This window comes from Xenorhabdus thailandensis (assembly GCF_037996785.1).
Lineage (GTDB): Bacteria > Pseudomonadota > Gammaproteobacteria > Enterobacterales > Enterobacteriaceae > Xenorhabdus > Xenorhabdus griffiniae.
In genome coordinates this window covers 181,146-204,753 of the sequence record NZ_JBBMXF010000009.1, presented here as the reverse complement: position 1 = coordinate 204,753, position 23,608 = coordinate 181,146, and the positions used below count along the sequence as shown (strand labels likewise).

At 42.8% G+C, this 23,608-nt stretch carries 19 protein-coding genes; 5 read left to right on the top strand and 14 right to left on the bottom strand.

All coding sequences use genetic code 11. The features are described 5' to 3' along the window. Positions 1-126: 126 nt before the first annotated feature. From fadD to AAC853_RS09265, 4 genes are all read right to left on the bottom strand, one after another. Entirely contained in the window at positions 127-1,818 is a 1,692-nt protein-coding gene (gene fadD / locus AAC853_RS09280; protein WP_340614376.1) for a long-chain-fatty-acid--CoA ligase FadD, read from the bottom strand. 474 nt (positions 1,819-2,292) lie between these two features. Then, positions 2,293-2,877: a Slp family lipoprotein gene (locus AAC853_RS09275; RefSeq protein ID WP_340614375.1), complete on the bottom strand. Its 585-nt coding sequence runs from the start codon at positions 2,875-2,877 to the stop codon at positions 2,293-2,295. 124 nt (positions 2,878-3,001) lie between these two features. After that, the gene (tsaB, locus tag AAC853_RS09270; protein WP_338882241.1) at positions 3,002-3,697 is read right to left on the bottom strand and encodes a tRNA (adenosine(37)-N6)-threonylcarbamoyltransferase complex dimerization subunit type 1 TsaB; all 696 of its coding nucleotides are present in this window, start codon (positions 3,695-3,697) and stop codon (positions 3,002-3,004) included. An 80-nt stretch (positions 3,698-3,777) separates the two neighbouring features. Beyond that, positions 3,778-5,694, bottom strand: coding sequence for a DNA repair helicase YoaA (locus AAC853_RS09265; protein ID WP_340614374.1), 1,917 nt, complete (start codon positions 5,692-5,694; stop codon positions 3,778-3,780). Between the two features lie 100 nt (positions 5,695-5,794). Between AAC853_RS09265 and AAC853_RS09260 the strand changes: the two genes are divergently transcribed. After that, the gene (locus AAC853_RS09260) at positions 5,795-6,139 is read left to right on the top strand and encodes a RidA family protein (protein WP_340614373.1); all 345 of its coding nucleotides are present in this window, start codon (positions 5,795-5,797) and stop codon (positions 6,137-6,139) included. A 92-nt stretch (positions 6,140-6,231) separates the two neighbouring features. Here AAC853_RS09260 and mdtI read toward each other — a convergent pair whose 3' ends face one another. The 3 genes from mdtI to zwf form a co-directional block, all read right to left on the bottom strand. Beyond that, positions 6,232-6,564, bottom strand: a complete 333-nt coding sequence (mdtI, locus tag AAC853_RS09255) for a multidrug/spermidine efflux SMR transporter subunit MdtI (protein ID WP_338882235.1) — start codon at positions 6,562-6,564, stop codon at positions 6,232-6,234. A 1-nt stretch (position 6,565) separates the two neighbouring features. After that, positions 6,566-6,976, bottom strand: a complete 411-nt coding sequence (gene mdtJ / locus AAC853_RS09250) for a multidrug/spermidine efflux SMR transporter subunit MdtJ (protein WP_338882234.1) — start codon at positions 6,974-6,976, stop codon at positions 6,566-6,568. A 737-nt stretch (positions 6,977-7,713) separates the two neighbouring features. After that, entirely contained in the window at positions 7,714-9,189 is a 1,476-nt protein-coding gene (zwf, locus tag AAC853_RS09245) for a glucose-6-phosphate dehydrogenase (RefSeq protein WP_340614372.1), read from the bottom strand. 341 nt (positions 9,190-9,530) lie between these two features. On the opposite strand from zwf, the gene AAC853_RS09240 reads away from it, so the two are divergent. Beyond that, positions 9,531-10,379 carry a MurR/RpiR family transcriptional regulator gene (locus tag AAC853_RS09240; protein ID WP_338882231.1) on the top strand — a complete coding sequence of 283 codons (849 nt, stop codon included), beginning with the start codon at positions 9,531-9,533 and terminating at the stop codon, positions 10,377-10,379. A gap of 231 nt (positions 10,380-10,610) precedes the next feature. Further along, the gene (pyk, locus tag AAC853_RS09235) at positions 10,611-12,053 is read left to right on the top strand and encodes a pyruvate kinase (RefSeq protein ID WP_338882230.1); all 1,443 of its coding nucleotides are present in this window, start codon (positions 10,611-10,613) and stop codon (positions 12,051-12,053) included. An 82-nt stretch (positions 12,054-12,135) separates the two neighbouring features. Here the strand turns inward: pyk and lpxM are convergent, their stop codons facing one another. The 3 genes from lpxM to znuA form a co-directional block, all read right to left on the bottom strand. Beyond that, complete coding sequence (gene lpxM, locus AAC853_RS09230) at positions 12,136-13,104, bottom strand: lauroyl-Kdo(2)-lipid IV(A) myristoyltransferase (protein ID WP_338882229.1); 969 nt, start codon at positions 13,102-13,104, stop codon at positions 12,136-12,138. 123 nt (positions 13,105-13,227) lie between these two features. After that, entirely contained in the window at positions 13,228-14,547 is a 1,320-nt protein-coding gene (mepM, locus tag AAC853_RS09225) for a murein DD-endopeptidase MepM (protein ID WP_338882227.1), read from the bottom strand. A gap of 19 nt (positions 14,548-14,566) precedes the next feature. Continuing rightward, positions 14,567-15,523: a zinc ABC transporter substrate-binding protein ZnuA gene (gene znuA, locus AAC853_RS09220; protein ID WP_340614371.1), complete on the bottom strand. Its 957-nt coding sequence runs from the start codon at positions 15,521-15,523 to the stop codon at positions 14,567-14,569. Between the two features lie 85 nt (positions 15,524-15,608). On the opposite strand from znuA, the gene znuC reads away from it, so the two are divergent. Both znuC and znuB read left to right on the top strand, forming a co-directional pair. Next, positions 15,609-16,358 (top strand): zinc ABC transporter ATP-binding protein ZnuC, encoded by a 750-nt coding sequence (znuC, locus tag AAC853_RS09215; RefSeq protein WP_338885562.1) that lies wholly within the window; start codon positions 15,609-15,611, stop codon positions 16,356-16,358. Next, a complete protein-coding gene (gene znuB / locus AAC853_RS09210) occupies positions 16,355-17,140 on the top strand; it encodes a zinc ABC transporter permease subunit ZnuB (RefSeq protein WP_189759472.1) in 786 nt (261 codons plus the stop codon). The genes znuC and znuB overlap by 4 nt, the downstream gene beginning before the upstream one ends. 179 nt (positions 17,141-17,319) lie before the next feature. Here znuB and AAC853_RS09205 read toward each other — a convergent pair whose 3' ends face one another. The 4 genes from AAC853_RS09205 to AAC853_RS09190 are packed head-to-tail and all read right to left on the bottom strand — an operon-like array spanning position 17,320 to position 23,608. Next, a complete protein-coding gene (locus AAC853_RS09205) occupies positions 17,320-18,045 on the bottom strand; it encodes a thioesterase II family protein (RefSeq protein WP_340614441.1) in 726 nt (241 codons plus the stop codon). Between the two features lie 30 nt (positions 18,046-18,075). Next, positions 18,076-21,387, bottom strand: a complete 3,312-nt coding sequence (locus AAC853_RS09200; protein ID WP_340614370.1) for a non-ribosomal peptide synthetase — start codon at positions 21,385-21,387, stop codon at positions 18,076-18,078. Continuing rightward, positions 21,384-22,604: an aromatic ring-hydroxylating oxygenase subunit alpha gene (locus AAC853_RS09195; protein WP_340614369.1), complete on the bottom strand. Its 1,221-nt coding sequence runs from the start codon at positions 22,602-22,604 to the stop codon at positions 21,384-21,386. Before AAC853_RS09195 ends, AAC853_RS09200 begins: the two co-directional genes overlap by 4 nt. Further along, positions 22,604-23,608, bottom strand: a complete 1,005-nt coding sequence (locus AAC853_RS09190) for a ketopantoate reductase family protein (protein ID WP_340614368.1) — start codon at positions 23,606-23,608, stop codon at positions 22,604-22,606. Before AAC853_RS09190 ends, AAC853_RS09195 begins: the two co-directional genes overlap by 1 nt.

Sequence of the window (23,608 nt, the reverse complement as noted above, 5' to 3'; positions counted from 1 at the left end):
GAACGTAATACTAGCCTGATGGGGTATACACAACAACACCGGTAAAAAACCGGTGTTGTTCATGTGATAAGCAATCTTAAAACACTTTACTATTTCTATTCCCACCTCTTTTAAGCGGCGGCTTTGTTAATTTGTAGCTGTATTACCCACTTTTGCCAACTCTTGAGCGCGAAGTTCTCTGCGAAGAATTTTACCTACATTGGATTTTGGTAATTCATCACGGAATTCAATGATCTTCGGCACTTTATACCCTGTCAGGTAACGACGGCAGTGAGTTTTCAGTTCATCATCAGTCAAACTGGGATCTTTGCGTACCACAAATGCTTTGACAATTTCTCCTGAGTTTTCACTCGGAACACCGACTACAGCAGACTCTAACACTTTAGGATGGGAAGAAATAATATCTTCTATTTCATTTGGATAAACATTAAATCCAGAAACTAGGATCATGTCTTTTTTCCGATCAACAATACTGATAAAGCCTTTTTCATCCACGCTGGCAATATCCCCTGTTGCCAGCCAACCATCTTTCAATACCTCATCCGTTGCATCAGGGTGATTCCAGTAACCTTTCATTACCTGTGGTCCACGCACCCACATTTCACCTGCCTCGCCCGGTGAAACTTCATTGCCATCATCCCCTACCAACTTGATTTCTGTAGAAGCAATGGGGAAGCCAATGCTACCACTGTAATAGGTCAAGTTATGCGGGTTAGCTGAAACCAGAGGGGAACACTCCGTCAATCCATATCCTTCCAGTAGACGACGACCTGTCAAGTTTTGCCATTTTTCAGCCACTACTCGTTGTACGGCCATGCCGCCACCAACAGATAAACGTAGTGAGGAAAAATTCAACTTCTGGAATTCCGCATTATTCAGCCAAGCGTTGAATAATGTGTTAACACCTGATAGTGCGGTAAAGCGATAACGCGATAGTTCCTTGATCGTGCCGTTTACATCACGAGGGTTGGTAATCAACAAATTTTGCCCACCCAATTCAATAAAGAACAGACAATTTATTGTCAAAGCAAAGATATGGTACAACGGCAATGCAGTTACCACTAACTCTTGCCCAGGCTTTAATAACGGAGAATAACAGGCTTTGGCCTGCTCGAGGTTTGCCAGCATATTACGATGGGTCAGCATTGCACCTTTTGCCACACCTGTGGTTCCCCCCGTATATTGCAGAAAAGCCAAATCCTCGTTTTTCACATCCGGTTTGACATACTGCATACGGTAGCCTTGATGAATCGCACTACGGAACGAAATAGCCTCCGGTAAGTGATATTTAGGCACGAGTCGTTTGACATATTTAACGACAAAATCAACAAGGGTTCCTTTGGGGCGAGAAAGTTGGTCACCCATGCGCGTCAAAATAACGTTCTTGATTTGTGTATTAAAGACAATTTTTTCTAAGGTATGTGCAAAGTTAGAAACGATAACAATAGCAGATGTACCACTGTCATTAAGCTGATGCTCCAATTCACGTGGAGTATAGAGCGGGTTCACATTTACAACAATCATACCTGCACGCAGAATACCAAATAGTGCCACGGGGTATTGCAATAAATTAGGCATCATCAATGCCACGCGATCCCCTTGTTTCAAGCCCAGGCCATTTTGTAAATAGGCAGCAAAGGCACGGCTACGCTCTTCCAATTTACGGAAAGTCATTACCTCGCCCATATTGATAAATGCGACTTGATCGGCATAACGCGTTACAGCATTTTCAAACATTTCAATCAACGATGAATAACGATCGGGATCGATTTCTGCTGGAACATCTGCCGGATAATGTTTTAACCAAACTTTTTCCAAGTTGAATACTCCTGAAATCTAATTGCGATGTAACCACTGACCATAAAAAAACTGACTCGTATATTTAACAAATTATTAACTCAGCGTACCAGTTTGCAAAGCAACAATGTTCAGGTTGGCGATATACATCACTAATTTAATGCTACCAATGACTACAAAAAAATAAGGCAGCTTTTGCCGCCTGAGTGTTTTTTATTATTTATCAATAAAATAGTTAAATTATTAGCACTTGGACTTATAATTAGTTAATTATACACTGCTTTACTAATTTTTTGACTTGGTGTCTTACTATTATTCCAAATAGTTATAAATAAACATATCCTTCAAAAATATAATTATTAGAAGTTCGTGTCACTAAATGACGGAAAGCCGTCCCTTATACAGATGGGATAATCCTAGGTATCGCCAGTGGCAGGTTTGTTTTTGTTATGAAACAAATACCTGCCATCAGGTACTTTTGGGGTGACAAGAGGTTTATTCAGTTAAAATTGTTTCAACTGATACGGGCTGGAGTGGTGAATAACCGCGCCAAAACGGATCATAAGGGTTGCCATAATAGCTCCATGGATCCGTTCCGACAGCAGGAGGAAAAATCATTCTCTGAGATTCATACCAACGTTTCACTCCTGTTGCATTCATCACAACGTAATTATACGGACTATTGCCTACTTTCCCTTTTTCAAGGCTAGTAATCAAACCTACAACGGTCACATAATGATCTTTAAAATCACTGGGTTCTAAAAAAGTATTTACGTAAGCATAAACTCGCCCCAAAGAAGGTGCATCCAAACGGGGGGAAGCATTGCCTGCTAGTGGCATAGCCGATATTTCCAAACGAGTCTGGTTTTTTTCATTCAAGACACTAAGAACTTTGCCACCAAATCTTCCTTCATGCCCAATGTATAACTCAGGCATGTTCTTGACAGAAAGCAAGTTTTCCACCGGTGTTTTAGTCGTTCCTTTAATAACATCAGGAACTGACACACAGCCCGCAAGTAGCAGGGTGCCCAATAATGTTACCGTTTGCAGTATGCTTCGATAGTGTGTTCCATTGAGCATAACGCCTCCAAATCTTATGAGACTAACCATCCATTGGGTTAGCCATACACTAAGCCCTTTATACTCATGGACACCGCTTTCTGCCACAAGTTGCATGAATTTCATGGCGCCAGACAGAAGTTCCTTAACGGCCGGGCAATTTTTTCCATGTCACTTCATTACGCAAGTAAACGGGTTCAGCATGTTCAACCGCTGTCGCTTCCCCCATTTCCCACATTTGAATTGCCAATGGCAGCATATCTTCCGCATGGGGTAAAGTAACATCGCTTGCTGTCAATATTAAGTGGCTGTCTAATAGTTGAGGATAGGCTTCCCATCCCGTGCCAGCAATTCCCCATTCTCCTGATAAGGAACTCATAATCTCTCGCACTTGTTCAGGTTTCAAAACCGCTTCCGTTTCATCACCCTGCCATTCACCTTGTGAATTACGCGTGTATTGTCCCCAGTAAACTTCTCCCATCCGCGCATCAATAGCAACCAAAACGTTTGTTGCCCCTTTTAAGCGAAAAGCCCCTTGTGCCATTGTTTTCAGCGAGGAAACACCAATCATCGGTAATTCAGCGCCCAATGCCAGCCCTTGGGCGATGCCAATACCAATCCGTACACCGGTAAAACTGCCCGGTCCACGGCCAAACGCTAACGCATCCAATTGTTGCAGGTTCACTCCACCTTTTGATAAGACCGCTTGAACCATCGGTAAAATACGTTGGGTGTGTTCCCGTGGGGAAATTTCAAACTGTGCCTCAATAGCACCTTCGTTCCAAAGCGCAACAGAACAGGCTTCAGTTGCAGTATCAATAGCTAAAATTCGCGTGGACATGCCTTAACTCCGGCAAGATATAGGATTCAAAACAAGGGGCTATACTACCATAGCCCCAACATCATCGCCCTGACATTTTATTACTCAGACCGCAGTGGGCGTGAGTTCAGAAAAGCAATTGCTTTTGATAAATCACGGGTACGGGAAGCGGGAGGCAGGCTGTTTAGAAAAACCTCACCGTATGGACGCATCACCAGCCGATTATCACAAATGACGACAACGCCATAATCATCAATATCACGGATCAGGCGCCCAACCCCCTGCTTCAAATCAATCACGGCATCAGGAAGCTGGATCTCGTGAAAAGCATCTCCTCCCTTAAGTTGGCAATCCTCAATACGGGCCTTAAGCAAAGGATCATCCGGCGCAGTGAACGGCAATTTATCAATAATGACACAGGACAATGCATCACCACGGACATCCACCCCTTCCCAAAAGCTGCCGGTCGCCACCAGCAATGCATTACCCGCAGAGATAAATTGTGCCAACAATTGTGTCTTGCTCGTTTCACCCTGCACCAATACCGGCAATGTCATATTGGCACGGAACTCCTCCGCCAAACTGCGCATCATCTGGTGAGAAGTACAGAGGAAAAAACAGCGCCCTTTATTGCTTTCAATTAATGGTTTCAACATACGAGCAAGCCATTTTGCACCACCATTTTGATTCGGTGATGGTAAATGACGCGGAACACATAATAACATTTGACGTTGATAATCAAATGGACTCGACAAGAGTAATGTTTGGGCTTGGTTTAACCCCAAACGTTCAGTGAAATGACTTAGCTGTTCATTAACCGATAATGTTGCCGATGTAAAAATCCAACTACCTGATTGTTCACGGATCATCTCACTGAATTTGTCGGCAACAGATAACGGTGTTAGTGCCAACAAAAAATGCCGCCCATAACTTTCGAACCAATAGCTGTAATTGGGTATGTTGACATCAATCAGACGCTTAAGACGATGGCGGTAAACCGTTGCCCGTTCAAAAGCCGCATCTAACATGACTGAACGCCCTAAAGAGAGTTTCATCACGTCATAACAAAGTTCAAGAGCATCATCCAACCGCACTAATGCCCTCTGAACTGGCTGCTGCTGCAAAACCTCACGAAGATTGCCCCGATAGCTGTTTTCACCTAGTGACAAACGGAAATCTTGTGCACTTTGGCTGAGACGATCTGCACTTTTTTGCAGTTGTGCCTGATCCCGCACTTCAGTACGGTAAGCCATGATGATATCGCGCGATAAGTCCATCAATTGGCGGCTACTTAACTGCTGACCAAAATACTGGCTGGCAATATCAGGGAGCTGGTGCGCTTCATCAAAAATCACCACATCAACCTGCGGGATTAATTCACCAAATCCGCTATCTTTAACCACCATATCTGCCATAAATAGGTGATGGTTAACAATCACCACATCAGCTTCCATCGCTTTTCGACGGGCTTTCAGAACGAAACATTCCTGATAGCATGGACAATCACTGCCAAGACAATTGTCATTAGTACTCGTGACCAATGGCCAAACCGTGCTATCTTCCGCCACTTGATGACAGGTGTTGATATCACCATCTGTTGTATGGCCTGACCAATGCCTCAATTTGATGACTTCCGCCAGAACTTCAGCTTCTAACTGGGAATTGCCGATTGACTGTTGTTCAAGGCGTTCAAGGCATAAATAATTTGAGCGCCCTTTTAATAGCGCCAGATTGCCAGTAAAACCTAACGCATCAACGATAGTGGGTAGATCTCGACTGTAAAGCTGATCCTGCAATGCCTTAGAACCAGTAGAAATAATCACTTTTTTACCGGAACGCAAAGCAGGGACCAGATAAGCAAATGTTTTACCGGTTCCAGTTCCCGCTTCTACGACCAATTGTTGCTGTTTTTTAATCGCAACTGTAATAGCCGAAGACATTTCCCGCTGGGCATCGCGTGGCTTGAAACCGGGTATGGCTTTGGCTAGTATGCCATTTTTCGCAAAATCGTCTGACACAAACAGTCTCTTTCAATAAAATGTAGCAGAATTATGCCAATACTAAGTTGTAATAACTACTCAATTCAGCAAAAAACTGGATAAATTAACAGGAGATTTAATGACTATTAGACGCATTGATCCAGATACCCGTTGGTCAGAAGCGGTCGTTCACAATGACACTATCTATTATACCAGCGTGCCAGAACAACTGGACGGTGATATTACAGAGCAAACCGCCGATACTCTGGCAGCCATTGATACCCTGTTACACCGTCTTGGTTCAGATAAAAGCAAGATCCTGGATGCGACGATTTTTCTGGCGGATAAGGCTGATTTTGCAGGTATGAACACCGCCTGGGACGCATGGGTGGTTGCCGGAAGTGCTCCAGTCCGCTGCACGGTTCAAGCAGCATTGATGGATCCTAAGTATAAAGTCGAAATCAAAATTATCGCCGCTTTATAATCCACACCGACCAAACAAACATGGCATTGAATGAGCTATTGCTCGTTCAATGCCATGCTTAGAAATAAAATTTAAGGAATGGAGAGTAAAAATCAAGCCATCTTAATAATAATCATGCCTATCAATAGCAGCACAATACCGCTCCATCCCTTAAAATTCAGTCTTTGGTTAAACATTATCCAGCCCGCTGCCACTGTAGCAATAATGCCGAATGCCCCCCATAAAGCATAAGCAATGGAAAGTTCTATCCCTTTTACTGCCTGGGCCAACGCACTAAATGCGCCCAAAACAGCAACCAGAGACAGCATACCCATCCAGAAGCGCTGAAATCCATTGGATAATTTCAATAAAATATTAGCCACAATTTCCAAAACAACAGCCAAAACTAAGAATGCACCATGCCACCATTCAAATTGAATTTGCATATCATGCCTCCCTGATTTGCTTGTTCGAAACATTATTTACTACTGTTGGTGGATTATCTTGGGATGCATTGTTTGAAGCCTGACCTTTACTCTTTTTCTCTCCCATCTTGATCAAGGCGATTCCGGCTATCAACAATACTAATCCACTCATTTTCATCGGTGACAGTGACTCGTTGAACCACATCACACTAAACGTGGTAATAAACAGGATCCCAATACCTTCCCAAAGTGCATAAGCCACGCCCAATGCCACTTTTTTTATAGCAACGGCCAGCAAAATATAAGAAGTTGTGATCATGGTATACATCACGATCATACCTGTGAAATCACCCGATACGCTGGCATGTTTCATCGACAGAGTGCCAATCACTTCTGTCATGATCGCCAGTACAAGAAATATCCAATAAATCATTTTTTTCTCCTGAACATACTGATAAGCATGCCAAGATATCAAGCTATAGATGCCAACAAAGTCGGCTGCAAATGCGATTATGCAATATCAGAATCAAACTGACTTCTTAGCGAAATATTTTGGCAAATAAAAATTGCCGGTGAAGAACCGGTTAGTAGGAGAAGGCCCTAAAGAGCGCCGCACCAATAGTGCTCACTGGATAAAATAGTTGAGAGGAAAAAAACATGGGTACAACGTTGAATTTTATTACTATGTTGAATGTTGACGCTTTTGGCGCTATTCATGATGTTTTATTCTTTCATCACACGACAATCGTATAACTATCGCATGATATACTACGAACCCTCATATTAGTAAATGAATGATGTATTTCTATCATAGTCCAAAATAAAAAGCAATGGTTTGTATTTAGTTAATCAAACTCTACTTTTAGTAAGAAAAATTGAATAACCGTTTATTTATACTGAATTTTATTTATTCATATAACAAATTTAGTCTCTTGCTTCGGCAAAAATGAACATCATTTTCTGCCCCTAAAATTTCGCAAATACAAAGCATAAGTATTTATATATACTAATCTAACTTCAAGATGCGTGTGATTTCTCCCCGCTTCGCGGGGAGAAATCAGGTTTCATAGCGTGTTGGTAAATTGCAACTTGAAGTTTAATGCGTATAAATATCAAGTCCGGCTGTTATTTTCTTAATGAGTAAGTTAATGCGAATTAAAAACGCGCAGGTTATTCAAACTCATTCCATGAACGGCCATCACGCGTAATCATAGCAATAGAAGCCACTGGCCCCCACGTACCTGATTGATAAGGTTTCGGTGGTTCATTATCCGCCGCCCACGCATCCATAATGGAATCCACCCATTTCCAGGCTTCTTCCACTTCATCACGACGGACAAACAATGCCTGAATACCGCGCATTGCTTCCAACAATAACCTTTCATAAGCATCAGCAAGATGCGTCTGGTTAAATGTTTCAGAGAAACTCAGATCCAGTTTGGTCGTTTGCAAACGGTGTTTATGTTCCAATCCCGGCGCCTTATTCAGCACCTCAATATCAATACCTTCATCTGGCTGCAAGCGGATTGTCAATTTGTTTTGCGGCAATTGCTGGTAGGATTCAGCAAACAGATTTAGAGAAGGCTCTTTAAAATAGACGACAACTTCAGAGCACTTAGCTGGCAACCGCTTTCCAGTTCTCAGGTAGAAAGGCACACCAGACCAGCGCCAGTCATCAATATCGACACGAATCGACACAAAAGTTTCCGTTTTACTGGCTTTATTCGCTCCCTCTTCTTCCAGATAACCCGGAACTTTCTTACCATGCACAAAACCTGCGGTATATTGCCCGCGAACCGTTTTTTCCCTGACGTTGGTTTGATCAATCCGACGCAATGAACGCAGTACTTTCACTTTCTCATCGCGAATGCGATCTGCTGTCAGGTCAGCCGGTGGTGACATAGCAATCATAGTCAGAATTTGCAGAAGATGATTTTGGATCATGTCGCGCATCTGCCCTGCCTGATCGAAATAGCCCCAACGCCCTTCGATACCCACTTCCTCAGCAACGGTAATTTGCACATGATCAATCGTGCGATGGTCCCAATTATTGACGAAAAGCGAGTTGGCAAAACGCAACGCTAACAAGTTCAATACCGTTTCTTTTCCCAAATAATGGTCAATACGGTAGATTTGATTTTCATTGAAATATTTTGCAACTTCATCATTAATCGCTCTGGAAGAAGCAAGATCTGTTCCTAGTGGTTTTTCCATCACCACACGGTTGGGTTCCGCATTCAACCCCGCAACGCCTAATCCATGACATACTGCTCCAAATGTACTTGGAGGCATGGCAAAATAGTGAATAGCGGGTAAGCCATCTTTATTAATTATTTTTGCCAATTCGGTAAAATGTTTTGTTTCATTTACGTCCAAATTACAAAATTCCAGACGCGAACTGAGCCTTTTCCACAATTCAGAGTCTAGTTCCTCAGACATAAATGTCACCAATGCTTCTTCAATGACTTTGATATAGGTTTTTTTATCCCAATCAGCTCGACCGACGCCGATAATTCGGGTATCAGGATGGATATAACCCGCTTTTTCCAACTGGTAAAGGGAAGGCATTAATTTCCGGCGTGCTAAATCTCCTTTCGCCCCAAAAATTACCAAATTACAAGCCTGAGCTGTAGACGTCACCGCCATGTTGCATCTCCTCAATTACGGGATATTGTAATTTTTTTACAAAATTTGTAGATAATGTACTCTTTTGGTTATATGCAGTAAACACTGATTGCTCATTATCGTATTCACTGACAATATGTCCATAATTTATACGAATAACGTTCGTCAATTGAAAGTTTACAACTATTAAGAAGTAATCTTACTAAGATGAAAGTTAGACACTTGTCATATTTTCATGAAAAATCCTAAGTTATCTTGTTATGCCACTGCCAGACTTCAATAACAAGTAGTATATTTTCATAAAAATGACATAGATTTCTCCTGTTAATGAAATCGTTAAAACCGAGGTTGAACTTCGTTTTATGAACACACTGGAACGGCTCCAAAATAGTCTTGATGTTTTGAGTAAATCAGAGAAAAAGGTTGCTCAAGTCATCCTTGCTTCACCACAGACCGCCATCCATTCAAGCATTGCTACCCTGGCTAAAATGGCGAATGTGAGTGAACCGACAGTTAATCGTTTTTGTCGTCGCCTCGATACCAAAGGGTTTCCTGACTTTAAATTGCATCTGGCACAGAGCCTCGCCAATGGTACACCTTATGTAAACCGCAACGTGGAAGAAAGTGACAGCGTCACCTCTTATACAAATAAAATTTTTGAGTCGGTCATGGCAAGCCTGGAAACGGTCAAAAGTGATCTAGATATTGCAGCAATTAACCGTGCAGTCGATCTTCTGACACAAGCCAGAAAACTCTCTTTTTTTGGTTTAGGAGCATCAGCCGCTGTAGCCCATGATGCCATGAATAAATTTTTTCGCTTCAATATTCCAGTGACCTATTTTGACGATATTGTGATGCAACGAATGAGCTGTATAAACAGCACTGAAGGAGATGTCGTCGTATTAATTTCCCATACAGGAAGAACAAAAAGTCTTGTAGAAATTGCTAAACTGGCCCGTGAGAACGATGCAACAGTGATTGCCATCACCTCAACAGGTTCCCCATTAGCACATGAAGCTACCCTCTCCATCCTGTTGGATGTACCCGAAGATACAGATATTTATATGCCGATGGTTTCAAGAATTGCTCAATTAACCATCATTGATGTGTTGGCCACAGGTTTCACTCTGCGCCGAGGCTCAAAATTTAGGGATAATTTGAAGAGGGTCAAAGAGGCGTTGCGTAATTCGCGGTTTGATAAGCATGAATAAACCTGAAAATAGACTGTGTTTTTGTTCACTATTTATCAACTCTTCAGATTGATAACATAATAGATCTTTCCCCATCTACATATTCACAGTACAGGGGTTAATAAGCAATAAATTAAAGGGTTATTCTACGGTAATCAAAAATTCATATACCCAATGGATTTCAAGTTACCGCTCAACGAGACGGTAACTTGAAAAACAAAAGGTATGCTTCATAGGTCAACGGAGTAATACATGTCCAGACGGCTCAGAAGAACAAAAATCGTCACTACACTTGGCCCAGCTACAGATCGTGACGACAATCTAGAAAAAGTTATCCAAGCGGGAGCCAACGTCGTCCGCCTTAATTTCTCTCATGGCACTGCGGAAGAGCATATCCAACGAGCCAATAAAGTGCGCGAAATTGCTGCCCGCTTAGGTTATCACGTTGCCATCCTTGGTGATCTTCAAGGGCCCAAAATACGCATATCCACGTTTAAGGAAGGAAAAGTTTTCCTGAATGTTGGGAATAAATTCCTGTTGGATGCCAATCTGGGTAGAGGAGAAGGAGATAAAGAAAAAGTCGGTATTGACTATAAAGGCCTGCCGTCTGATGTCACGACAGGCGATATCCTACTATTGGATGATGGACGAGTTCAATTGAAAGTCCTGGATGTCCAGGGAACGAAAGTGTTCACGGAAGTAACCGTAGGAGGCCCACTTTCCAACAATAAAGGAATTAATAAACTGGGCGGCGGGTTATCAGCTGAAGCACTAACAACAAAAGATAAGGAAGATATCATTACAGCAGCCAAAATTGGGGTTGATTATCTTGCTGTTTCTTTCCCTCGTTCAGGTGAAGATTTAAATTATGCCCGTCGTCTTGCACGGGATGCCGGTTGCGAAACCCAAATCGTCGCAAAAGTTGAGCGAGCGGAGGCCGTCAGCAGTGACGAAATTATTGATGAAATTATTCTGGCATCAGATGTTGTCATGGTTGCTCGTGGTGATCTCGGTGTTGAAATCGGTGACCCTGAACTGGTTGGTGTACAGAAGAAATTGATCCGCCGTGCTCGCCAATTAAATCGTGTCGTGATTACGGCTACGCAAATGATGGAATCCATGATTACCAATCCAATGCCGACGCGTGCTGAAGTCATGGATGTTGCCAATGCGGTACTAGACGGTACTGATGCTGTTATGCTCTCTGCTGAAACAGCGGCAGGTCAGTATCCTGCGGAAACCGTTGCTGCTATGGCACAAGTTTGTCTTGGGGCGGAAAAGATGCCAAGTGTTAATGTTTCCAAGCATCGCTTGGATATTACATTTGATAGCATTGAAGAAGCGATTTCAATGTCTACTATGTATGCAGCCAACCATCTGAAAGGTGTTAAGGCAATTATTGCCATGACTGAATCTGGCCGCACGGCTCGCATGATGTCCCGCATTAGTTCTGGCCTACCTATCTTCTCTATGTCTCGCCATGAATCAACCTTAAACCGTACCGCCCTTTATCGTGGTGTAACCCCCGTTTATTGTAGCTCACATACTGATGGGATCGCTGCGGCTAGCGAAGCAGTAAATCGTCTACGCGATAAAGGTTATCTCATCCCTGGGGATTTGGTACTCGTGACCCAAGGTGATCAAATGGGAACGATTGGCAGTACCAATACCTGCCGCGTACTTGAAGTAGAATAATGGGCTATGCATAAAAACAAATGGTAAAGGATAAGGGGCAGTACACTGCCTCTTATTATGATTAATTTTATTATCCCAAACATCACAGATCTTCCCTTTTATAAGGCTCAATATCCCCTGCTTTCCGCGTCTTAAGTAATTTTAAGATCCAAGTATATTGTTCAGGATTCGGCTTCACCAATTCCTCCAATTCCTCATTCATTCGGCGAGCAATATAGGTATCATCCTGCCCTGCAATATCCTCCATGGGTGGACGGATATAAATATCCAATTGATGAGTTTGGCAATTATAAACCGGAAATAACGGAACAATAGCAGCACGGCAAACCTTCATTAAGCGCCCAAGTGCAGGCAACGTAGCCTTGTAAGTGGCAAAAAAATCAACAAATTCACTATGTTCTTCGCCATGATCCTGATCGGGCAAATAATATCCCCAAAAGCCTTCACGCACTGTAGAGATAAAGGGTTTAATTCCCGCATCACGGGAATGCAAACGACCACCAAAGTGACAGCGCGCTTTATTCCATAAGTAATCAGCCACAGGATTATTTTGATGATGAAACATCGCTGACATTTTTTGGCCACGTGCAGCCAATAACATCGCGGGAATATCAACAGACCAGCCATGTGGAACCATAAAAATCACATTTTTGCCTTGGGCATTTAAGGCTTGAATAATCTCCTCGCCATGCCATTGGGTACGTTTAAGTGTCGATTTTGCTCCCCGGAGACAAAGTTCCGCCAGCATAACAAATGATTGAGGAGCAGTAGCAAACATGCAATCAATCAGCTCTTCACGTTGTTGTTCCGTTAACTCAGGAAAGCAGTAAATTAAATTGATTTTCGCTCTGTGACGAGCACTGCTCGCTTTTTTTCCTGCCCAAATACCTATTCTAGCCAGAAATGGATCACGCCATTTTACAGGGACATAAGATAACCCTGCCAATATTCCTACGCCAGCCCAAAGCCCCCAATAACGGGGATGTAAATAAGCTCGATGAAATCGAGGGACATATCCCAATTTACTGTCTGTATCTTTTTCTTTATTCATGAGCTAGCTCTGATGATTCCAACACTTGCTATCGAAGAACAAGTTTATAACAAAAAATAATATAAAAGCGGACGATAGCCATCATCCGCTTTTATGTCTGTCAATAATCGGGATTTAATGCACTTAATCCAGCAATAATTGAGGCTTAATTTCTTTAACCGCAGCGATATATTCTGTACGTTCTTTACCACTCAGACCACCAGAACGCGGTAATTTTGCCGTGAGAGGATTCACAGGTCGCTGGTTATCCCAGAATTCAAAGTGCAAATGTGGGCCTGTTGAACGCCCCGTATTTCCTGATAGCGCAATACGCTCACCCCGTTTCACTTTCTGACCCGGTTTTACCAATATTTTCCTCAAGTGCATATATCGCGTTGTATATTGGCGACCATGCCGAATGGCAATGAAATTACCAGCTGCCCCATCAAATTTGGCTACAACGACTTCACCATCACCTACCGCTAGAACCGGAGTTCCCACTGGCATAGCAAAATCAACCCCTCTATGTGCTGTAATTCTGCCTGTTACCGGATTTAAACGACGAGGATTGAAAGAAGAAGACACTCTGAATTGTTTAGTTGTGGGAAAGCGCAGGAAACCACGCTCCAAACCGGAAGCATTGCTGTCATAAAAACGACCATCATCGGCACGGAAGGCATAATAATCGTCGCCACCACTCTGTAAGCGAACGCCTAACAACTGGCTTTGTTCACTTTTTCCATCAAGCATTTCGCGGGACATCAACACAGAAAAACGATCCCCTTTACGCAATTTGCGGAAATCTATCTGCCATTGCAGTGCTTTAGTCACTTCTCTGACTTCACCACTTGTTAGTCCAGCAACCAAGGCACTACTATTAAAGCTGCCATCGATTATGCCTGTGATAACACTGTTCTTCCATTCTCCCTTCTGGAACTCTTGCGTTTCGTTAAAAACATCCCCTTCACGAGTATAAACGCGGGTTTCACGACGTGATATATTCCATGTCAGCGTTTTTAGATTCCCATTATCGTCAGTAGACCACGATAATGATTGACCAATACCTAAATTACGCAACACCTTATATTGATTTGCTAACAAAGCGACATCAGAGGAATCAATTCCGAACTGAGTTAAAATCGAACTCAGGGTATCACCACTAGAAACAACATATTGGTGCGGAACATTTGCTGCTGTATCAACAGCACTACCATCATCATCCCCAATACCTTCATTGGGAAGTTGTTCATTAGCATCCCCAGCAACATCATCCGTCGCATCTGGAATGCTATCGGGGGTACTGATAATGATATTACCTGTCCGTTGTTCTTCTCGTTCATGATAAACAACAGGCCGCCATATCGCGATAGCCAAAGTGACTAGCGTTAGAGACCCTAGCATGATCTTATGGGGTTTAGGCAGGTTGTTGTATACCAGAACGATAGTTTTAGCTATCTGCTGCACTAAAAAATTCCTTATTGTACTAACTTAGGCAGCTCGCATATTGTTTTGATAGCTGAGTTATAAATTTCATGTAGCTATCTTTATCCAATGTGATACCGCTCCCTAAAGGGTCAAGTATTCCAATACGTACATCAGTACCTTTTGCTACGGCATGAATAACGGCTGGCCTAAATTGAGGTTCAGCAAAAATACACCTTGCTTTTTGCTCAACCAATTGTGTTCGTATCTTGTGTAGTCTCTGCGCACCGGGTGGTATTTCAGGATTGAGCGTGAAAACACCGAGTGGAGCCAATTGGTAATGTTTTTCAAAATAGCCATATGCATCATGAAAAACAAAATAACCCTGTTTTTGTATGGGTTTTAAAACATAAGTAATATTCTTATCAGTTTGTGCAAGCTGTCCATTGAATTTACGTAGGTTTACTTCTAATTGCTGTTTTTGTTGAGGATACTGCTCAATAAGCTGATCGTATATTGCCTGAGCGGCTTTTTCCGCGATCTTTGGAGAAAGCCAAATGTGCATATTATATTCACCATGATGATGGTGATCGTCCTCATGTTCATGCTGATATGATTCAGCACCGGAATCATTACCATTTTCTTCACTATTTTTCAATAAAAGTGGCTTAATGGTAGATAATTCAGCCAGTGACAGTTGTTTACTTCGTTCAATTTTAGCTATGGGTTTTGCTAAAAAAGTTTCCATATCTGGGCCAATCCAAACAACCAAGTCAGCTTGGTTAATTTTCCGTACATCCAGAGGCCGTAACGCATAATCATGTGGAGAAGCGCCATCAGGAAGAAGTACTTGAGTATTTGTTACGCCATCGGCAATGGCAGCAGCAATAAAGCCCAATGGACGAATAGATGTGACAACATCGGCCTGTGCGGAGCAATTTATTCCTACCATTAACATAGTCGCTAATGCGATGTTATGAAAAAATTTATGCGGGTATTTTTGTGAGTTGTGTAACATATTATGAATATTCCATGCAGAAAATTAAATTATGTTATATTATAACATTTCAATAATTCTGCAAGACACGTTTAACTCATCAATTATGATTACCCTAAAAAATATTACGGTTGAATTTGGTAACCGCAAGGTATTAAACAATATTTCATTCAATCTCAAGCAAGGGAAAATTCTGACCCTGATCGGCCCAAACGGTGCAGGAAAATCAACGCTGGTTCGCGTCGTTCTTGGTTTAATCCAACCCACTTCGGGCACGATTGAACAGAACCCCACATTAAGAATTGGTTATGTTCCACAAAAACTTAACCTTGATCCCACTCTACCCCTGACTGTTAAGCGGTTTATGCTGCTAAGGCCAAACGTAAAACCAGCAGATATCATACCGGTATTAAATCGAGTCAAGGCTGCTCACTTATTAGAGCAACCCATGCAAAAGCTGTCTGGTGGAGAAACTCAGCGGGTATTACTCGCCAGGGCCTTACTGAACCACCCCCAGCTTTTGGTTCTTGATGAGCCAACACAAGGCGTGGATGTCAATGGCCAACTGGCGCTTTATGACTTAATCAACCAAATCAGGACAGAGCTTAATTGCGCTGTACTGATGGTATCCCATGACCTGCACTTAGTCATGGCGAAAACAGACGAGGTTTTATGCCTCAATCAGCACATTTGTTGTTCTGGCACACCAGAAGTGGTGTCAATGCACCCAGAGTTTATTGCAATGTTTGGGCATCATGGCGCAGAGCAACTGGCAGTTTACCGCCATCACCACAATCATCATCATGATCTGAGAGGGAAAATTATTTTGAAAAATGTTGGGGAATCACGTCGATGATTGAATTATTGCTTCCCGGCTGGCTCGCCGGTATTTTTTTGGCAATTGCTGCGGGGCCTCTTGGTTCTTTTGTCGTTTGGCGCAGAATGTCCTATTTTGGTGATACACTGGCACACGCATCACTGCTTGGTGTTGCATTTGGTTTCTTACTGAATGTGAACCCATTTTATGCGGTGATTGCAGTGACTCTTATCTTAGCCACTATTTTAGTTTGGCTGGAAAAGCGCCCGCAATTGGCAGTTGATACCTTATTAGGCATTCTGGCTCACAGCGCCTTGTCGCTGGGCTTAGTCGTCGTGAGTTTTATGACCAGTGTCAGGGTCGATCTAATGGCTTATTTGTTTGGCGATTTATTGTCCGTAACTTACGAAGATCTCTGGCTCATTGCGGCCGGTGTCGCGATTGTTACTGGATTACTGACATGGCAATGGCGCGCCCTGCTATCAATAACAGTTAGCCAAGATTTGGCCTTTGTTGATGGCATTAAAATTCAACGTCTGCGTATCCTGCTGATGTTAGTGACAGCATTAACTATTGGGCTGGCAATGAAATTCGTTGGGGCATTAATTATCACCTCCCTGCTGATTATCCCTGCCGCTACCTCCCGTCGTTTCTCCCGCACACCTGAACAAATGGCCGTTTTTGCAATTATTGTCGGTATGCTTTCTGTTACGGGAGGGTTAACATTATCGGCATTTTATAACACACCGGCAGGACCTTCCGTTGTACTTTGTTCGGCAGTGTTATTTGCATTGAGCTTAACGTTCAAGGCAAGAAACTGATTTTTAGCGACAATTCAAATACAACTATACCAATCTCACTTCAAGATGCATATGATATCTCCCCGCGAAGCGGGGAGATATCGAGCTTCATAGCGTGTTGTAAATTGCAACTTGAAGTTTGATGCGTATAACAAGGGTTATATTTAGGTAAGTTATAACCCTTTCCGATAGGCAAGGTGTCACATTGGTGATAATGCAGACAACATAACCTCTATAACCCGCCTTCTATTTTGATCAATAAAAAAATGATCTCCCTGAATATATTGTATCGTTAAATCTTCGCTGGATAATTCTGACCAGGCATAAAGTTCAATTGGTTTAACGTCAGGATCGGAATCACCACTTAAAACAGTTACTGGGCTTTTTAGGACGAATCGTGCTGGCTGATAGGTTTCAGCCATCTTGAAATCAGCCCTTAAAACCGGCAGCAATATATCCATAAGTTCATCATTTAACAATATCTCATCAGTGGCGCCATTCATTTTTTGTAGCTCACGGATAAATTGGTCACGAGGCAAGTTATGAGTATAAGGATTATTATCCTTCAAATGTGGAGCTGGACACCCTGACGCAAAGAAGTGGACAGGAATGGGATAAGCACGGGATTGCAATTGACAAGCAAGTTCAAATGCCACACGGCATCCCAGGCTATGTCCAATAAATACATAAGGGATCTGCGTAATAAATGCAGCATGAGCGATTAACTCATCGACCAGAGAAGGCAAATCTTCATACAAGGTTTCACCAATTCGAGTTGCCCGCCCTGGCGGTTGAACTGCCACTATCTCAATATCATCATTAAAATACGTTGCCCAATCAAGATAAGTTCTCGCAGATCCCCCCGCATATGGAAAGCAAAAGAGTCTCAGCCTCGGACTACTGATCGGTTTTGGTATAATAAACAACTTATTATTTTCCAAACTACACTCCTCAAATCACTTGCCAATATGTCTATTACCATGACGGATCCTTTCTTCTACCAACGTAATCAAATTTTTCAGGGATGCCTGTTGATAGAACGTCTTGAGTTTTACTTCAATAGCGAAATGTACGTTGATTTTTGCCAGCAGGTGCACTGCCATCAGAGAATCTCCCCCTAGTTGAAAGAAATTATCCTCTAGCGAAACAATATGGCGATTTAGCGCCTCACTAAAATGGCTCAAGACTTGTTTTGCTATATCAGAATCCAAGTCATGTTCCAGATGCTCCTCTGCATCAGAAGAGATTCGGTTCCCCCCTAATGCCAATAATGCAGCAGTATCGATCTTATTGTTAATTGTATAAGGAATGGCTTCAATTACCCGCCATTGTGTTGGGATCATGTAATCCGGCAATTGGCCTTGCAGATACTGTTTGACCTTATCAATAAGTTCTTGCGCACTTCCCATAAACCGTGAAGATGCAACCAGGTAGCCACAAAGCCGTTCATGGAGCTGTTTTTCAATCACGACCACAGCCTTATCAATATCCGGCACCTGCTTAATCCACGACTCAATTTCTTCCGGTTCAATCCTGTAACCACGAAGCTTGATCTGATTATCCTTTCGCCCCAGACATAAGAGTTTATTATCCATGGTAAAACAAGCCAGATCGCCAGTTCGGTAAAGCCATTTCCCATTAACTTTTGCGAATGGATCGGCAATGAATGCAGCGGCTGTTAAATCCGGGCGTTGCCAATATCCTTTAGCTACTCCCTCCCCACCAATACATAATTCACCAATCACGCCAGAGGGTTGATGGCAACCTCTTTCATTCAACACATACATCTGTGTATTAGCTATGGGAGAACCTATCGGTAACACGCCATGATAATATTGGTTTGATTCAGCAGCGATATTCAACCGCTCCACGCAACAACCAACAACAGTCTCTGTCGGTCCATATTCATTAAAACACCTACTTTCTGGCGCGATTGTTTTGAGATAGCCCAGATGGGCACGACTCATTTGCTCACCCCCGATCACTATGACCTTAACATCCAGCGGAGTCTGCTTCTGCCCCATGCTTAATGCTAAATGCTCCAATTGTGAAGGCGTCGTTTTCATCAATCCTAAAGGCTGATTTAGCTCAAATAAGCGCAATAATGCCGCATTTTGGCTGGCCTGCGCAGAAAAAAGGATGACGTATCCTCGCGCAATTAATGGCAGAAGCAAACTCGTAATAGTGGCATCAAACCCGAAGGAAGTGGTCACTGGCACACCCAATCCCCCCAAATCAGACGTACCTGGCGGCATATAAGCCTGTGTTGTCCAATTGAGATAGTTGTTAAGGCCCTTGCGATAAATTTCGACACCTTTTGGCTTCCCTGTCGTACCGGAGGTATAAATCATGTAGCAAAGGCAATCATTTTCTGCAATGAGTTTCCAACGAGGAATCAAAGGGATGCAGCCTATATGATTATTATCATCTCTTATTTCCCATTCGCTGTTTAACTCAATAACGGGTATATCGAAACGCTCCATTGCCGCCAATAAAGATGCATTTTTGCCCGCGATCTTATCTTCTATCACTATGGCATCGGGGATGGCATCTTGAACAATCAGCAACAGACGGTTGAGGGGTAATTGGCTATCTACCGGTATCCATACAATACCTTCAATCAAGCAAGCAACAATCGTGGCTAGGGACAAGGGGGTGACGCCAGAGAAAATGACCACCTTAGCCTGCCGTGATGAACCTGAAATAATATGGCTGCGTAATTCGTCAGCTACCCATTGGCTTAAGTGGTACAGTTTTTTATAACTGAGTCGTCCAGTTCGCGATTCGTCCCAATATTCAACCGCCGTTAGCTCAGGTTCAGCGTCCAATTGACGGAAAAAATGATGACAAAAATCATCTTGGAAGACAGTGTCAGTCTGGTTGAATGCCAGGACTTGGCGTTGATAATCAGCTTCATTCAACAAAGGTTGCGCCAACACTTCCTGATCAACATCAAAAACCATCGCCGTACACAATTGCTGATAACTGTCGCTTAATACTTCAGCATAATCTGCGGCAACATGTGCGTATTGATATTCAAAACTTAGCTCTACGGTATCAGCGTGATTAACCACAAACAACGTCAATGGGAATTTTCCCCCAACAGGTATCAACTCATGTTGACGAGATCGGGTTCCGGGCAATACCCAATCTCCCTGACCAACAAAATAGTTGTACATCACATTGAATAAGGGGGACTGCGGGATTTGCTGGGCATGGCTGACACAACGTACAATATGGCTGTAAGGCAATTGCTGGTGTTCAATGCCATTGTAGAGCTGGCGACTAAGCTGGGCTGCAATATCAGCAAAACTGATTTGCGGATGGAATATCACTTTAATCGGCAACACATTGATAAAATAACCTATCGTTTTCTCCAAACGCTGATCATCTCGCAAAGAGGCCGGTACCCCAAACACTATGGTTTGCTGCCCCGTCAGCCGATACAAAAGAGAAGCATATAGGGTAAAATAACCCAGTGCTGGTGAAATACCCAAAGTAGCGGCACAATCATTGAAGGAGGTAACTAAAGAAGGGGCTAGCTGGCACCGGATCATACCACCTTGCTCACTTTTCGATGGAACAGGATTACCAATAGCCAGTTCCAAGCGTCCATCTACCCCTTCAAGTTCTGTCAACCAATATTCTTCATCATTAGCCAGATAATCACCGCGCAGCAATTCATCCTGCCAGCTGGCAAATTCAGCGTATTCAAGGCGATCAGTATCACCGCTCGGTAACGAACCACCCGCATACACTGTCGCAATATTATTAAGAATCAATGCCACTGAATCATTGTCGCAAATCAGGTGATGGAGGCAAAAATGCAAAATGTGGCTTTGCTCTCCTAACTTGATCAATAAAAAACGTGCCAAACCGGGTTTTCCCAAAGTAAATGGGGTTTCCAAATTATGCTGACAGTGCGTCAATGCCTGTTGCAGGCGCTCATCATTATCTGATGCTATGCCTTGCCTAGATAGATCTATCACAGTAACGGGTAATTCAATCTCAGGGTAGATATGCTGAACCAATCCCTGATCGCTTTCGACAAATGCGGTACGGAAAGCTTCACTGTTTTGTATCGTCTGGGCAATCGCATCCAGCAATTTATCCTGATCTAATGAGCCAACTAATTCGTAGGTTACGGGTACGATGTAAAGCTGTTTTGCAGTTAATTGTTCTGCCAACCACAAATCTTGCTGGCCAGCAGAGACCGGCACTTCATCAATCTCAAAACCAGCATGCTCCAGATCTCTTATCTCACTCATACCTTGTTTGCTCCCTTACCACTTTGGTTCAAAATGGCTGCCAAATTGCGATGCAACTGCACAATAAGGGATTCCGCTTCGCCATACAGCAGACTCGGCGCGGTGCATACTTCCAGATTTCTTTGGACTTGCTCAATCGCCTCGTAATCTTCTTCAAGGGCTTCTGCCAGATATTCCACATCCAGTTGGCATACCTCGCTTATCGCCTCATCTGTTTTATGGATAAAGTTGAACGTCTTCGACCAGGTTTGGTTTACCGACACAGGATGATAAAAAGAGACAAAAACATGATAAGGCTGTACCCCGATAATCACATTGGGGAACAGCAAATAAGTGGCTACCATCTCCCGACGTGTCTTATGTGGTGTTTGTCGACGAACCTGAGCCAAATTTTTCAGTGGGGTCAAAATCCGTCCATGCTGGGCAAAAGAATCCAATGAATAAAGCTGGCCATTTAATGTGGGAGCCAGGCTGTTTCGGTGCAGAGACTGGACATGATAATATTCAATAAAATTTTCAATCAGTAATTTCCAGTTAGCTTTAATCATCCTTTCACGGGAATTCAACAATTGGTGCTGTTCAAAGCCGATAGCGGAAATTTGATCATCAATGGCAGAAAACCAATGTTCCAGCGAAAAGTCAGGCATAGATTCACCCGGCATTTGCCACAACATACTAAACTTTTGTAGCGTATCAATTGCATTAAGTGAACGATATTGATCGGGTATTTCAGGGAAAGCTTCTCGCCAACGAGCAGCTATCAGATGGCCTTGATGACTGAATGACCAACTATGATAAGGGCAAACAAAAGCTTTTTTGCACCCTTCCTTATGATGTTCAAGTCTGGCTCCCCGATGAGGACAGACATTTTCAAATACAGCACAACGATTATCATCGACTTTACTCACAATCATCGGAACACGCCCCTGATAATCGACTGTAATAAAATCCCCTACTTTTTCCAATGATTGAATGGGCGCTATAAACTGGGGAATACTTTTCCACAGTTCTTTCTGTTCGTAATTGAAATAATCCTGGCAAACATAATGTTTAATTTGGCTCTCATATATTCCAACCGGTTCAATCGCAATATGAGAGTGACGCTGGTCGATCATGTCGACAAAATAATCAGCATAAGGAGAAAATACGTTATTCAGAACACCTTCACCACCTTCAGGTAACATGACTGTAGTATCGATTGTAGTATTATTACTCATTAGGCATCTCCTTCGACCAGGATCGTTTTCGTGCATGTCTGGGATTGGGTTATATATGTGTTATAAAAATCGAAATAACGATAAACAAAATTCAGATTTGGCGTGGCAATGTCTATTCGTTGGCTAAGTTTGACCAAGGAAGCCAGTAAGGTATCTGCCTCTGTTTCCCTGCCATTGATCACATCCAATACCAAAGAAGAATTAAAATCGGGAATTGACATTAAATACCCCACGGACTGACGCCGGAAACTTTCGCTATCTTTGACATATCCGGTTTTTTCGCCAATGGCAGCACACTCGTCAATAATCGACTGAATAACAGATCGGGAAGCATAATTACGCATCGCTGTATATACACCGATACGGACTAATCCGCACACCGAGGCCGCCGCATTGAGCGTGTTTTTGGCAAACGCTTTATGTCCGATATCTTCACAACCTTCGAAGGGAATGCCGACTCGGTTGAGTAAATCCAAAACCGCCAAAATATCCGCTTCTGCCTGTTCAGTGAGTTCAATGCATCCAAGATAGCTGGTTTTAAGAAACATCAATCTCAGGTTTTGTTTGCTATGCAAAGTCACCGAAAAGTTGAGTACACCACGGATGACCGTGACACCTAATGCCTCATCAATAAAGGTTTGTTCTGTGGTAAAACCATTTTGGAATATGACCACAGGGCTACGGAGCCGATGTTTATTGCGCGATAATTGCTGGCAAATATGTTGATTGGATACCGTCTTGCTGCACACATACAATTGATCAAAATCTTTAGACAGAAAATCTGCATAATCAGTGAAATGACCATCAATAACGATACTGCCGAGATCCTTGCTGATTGCCTGCTTATGATTTGTATCATCACTGAGTTGTATGTGACTGATAGGTAATGTCTGGTTCCTTATTCCTCGTGAAGATAATAAAAAAACCTGACATCCTTGTTTCTTGCATTGATGAGCCAAATAACATGCAACCGCACCTGTACCGATAATGCCTATCTTCAGCAT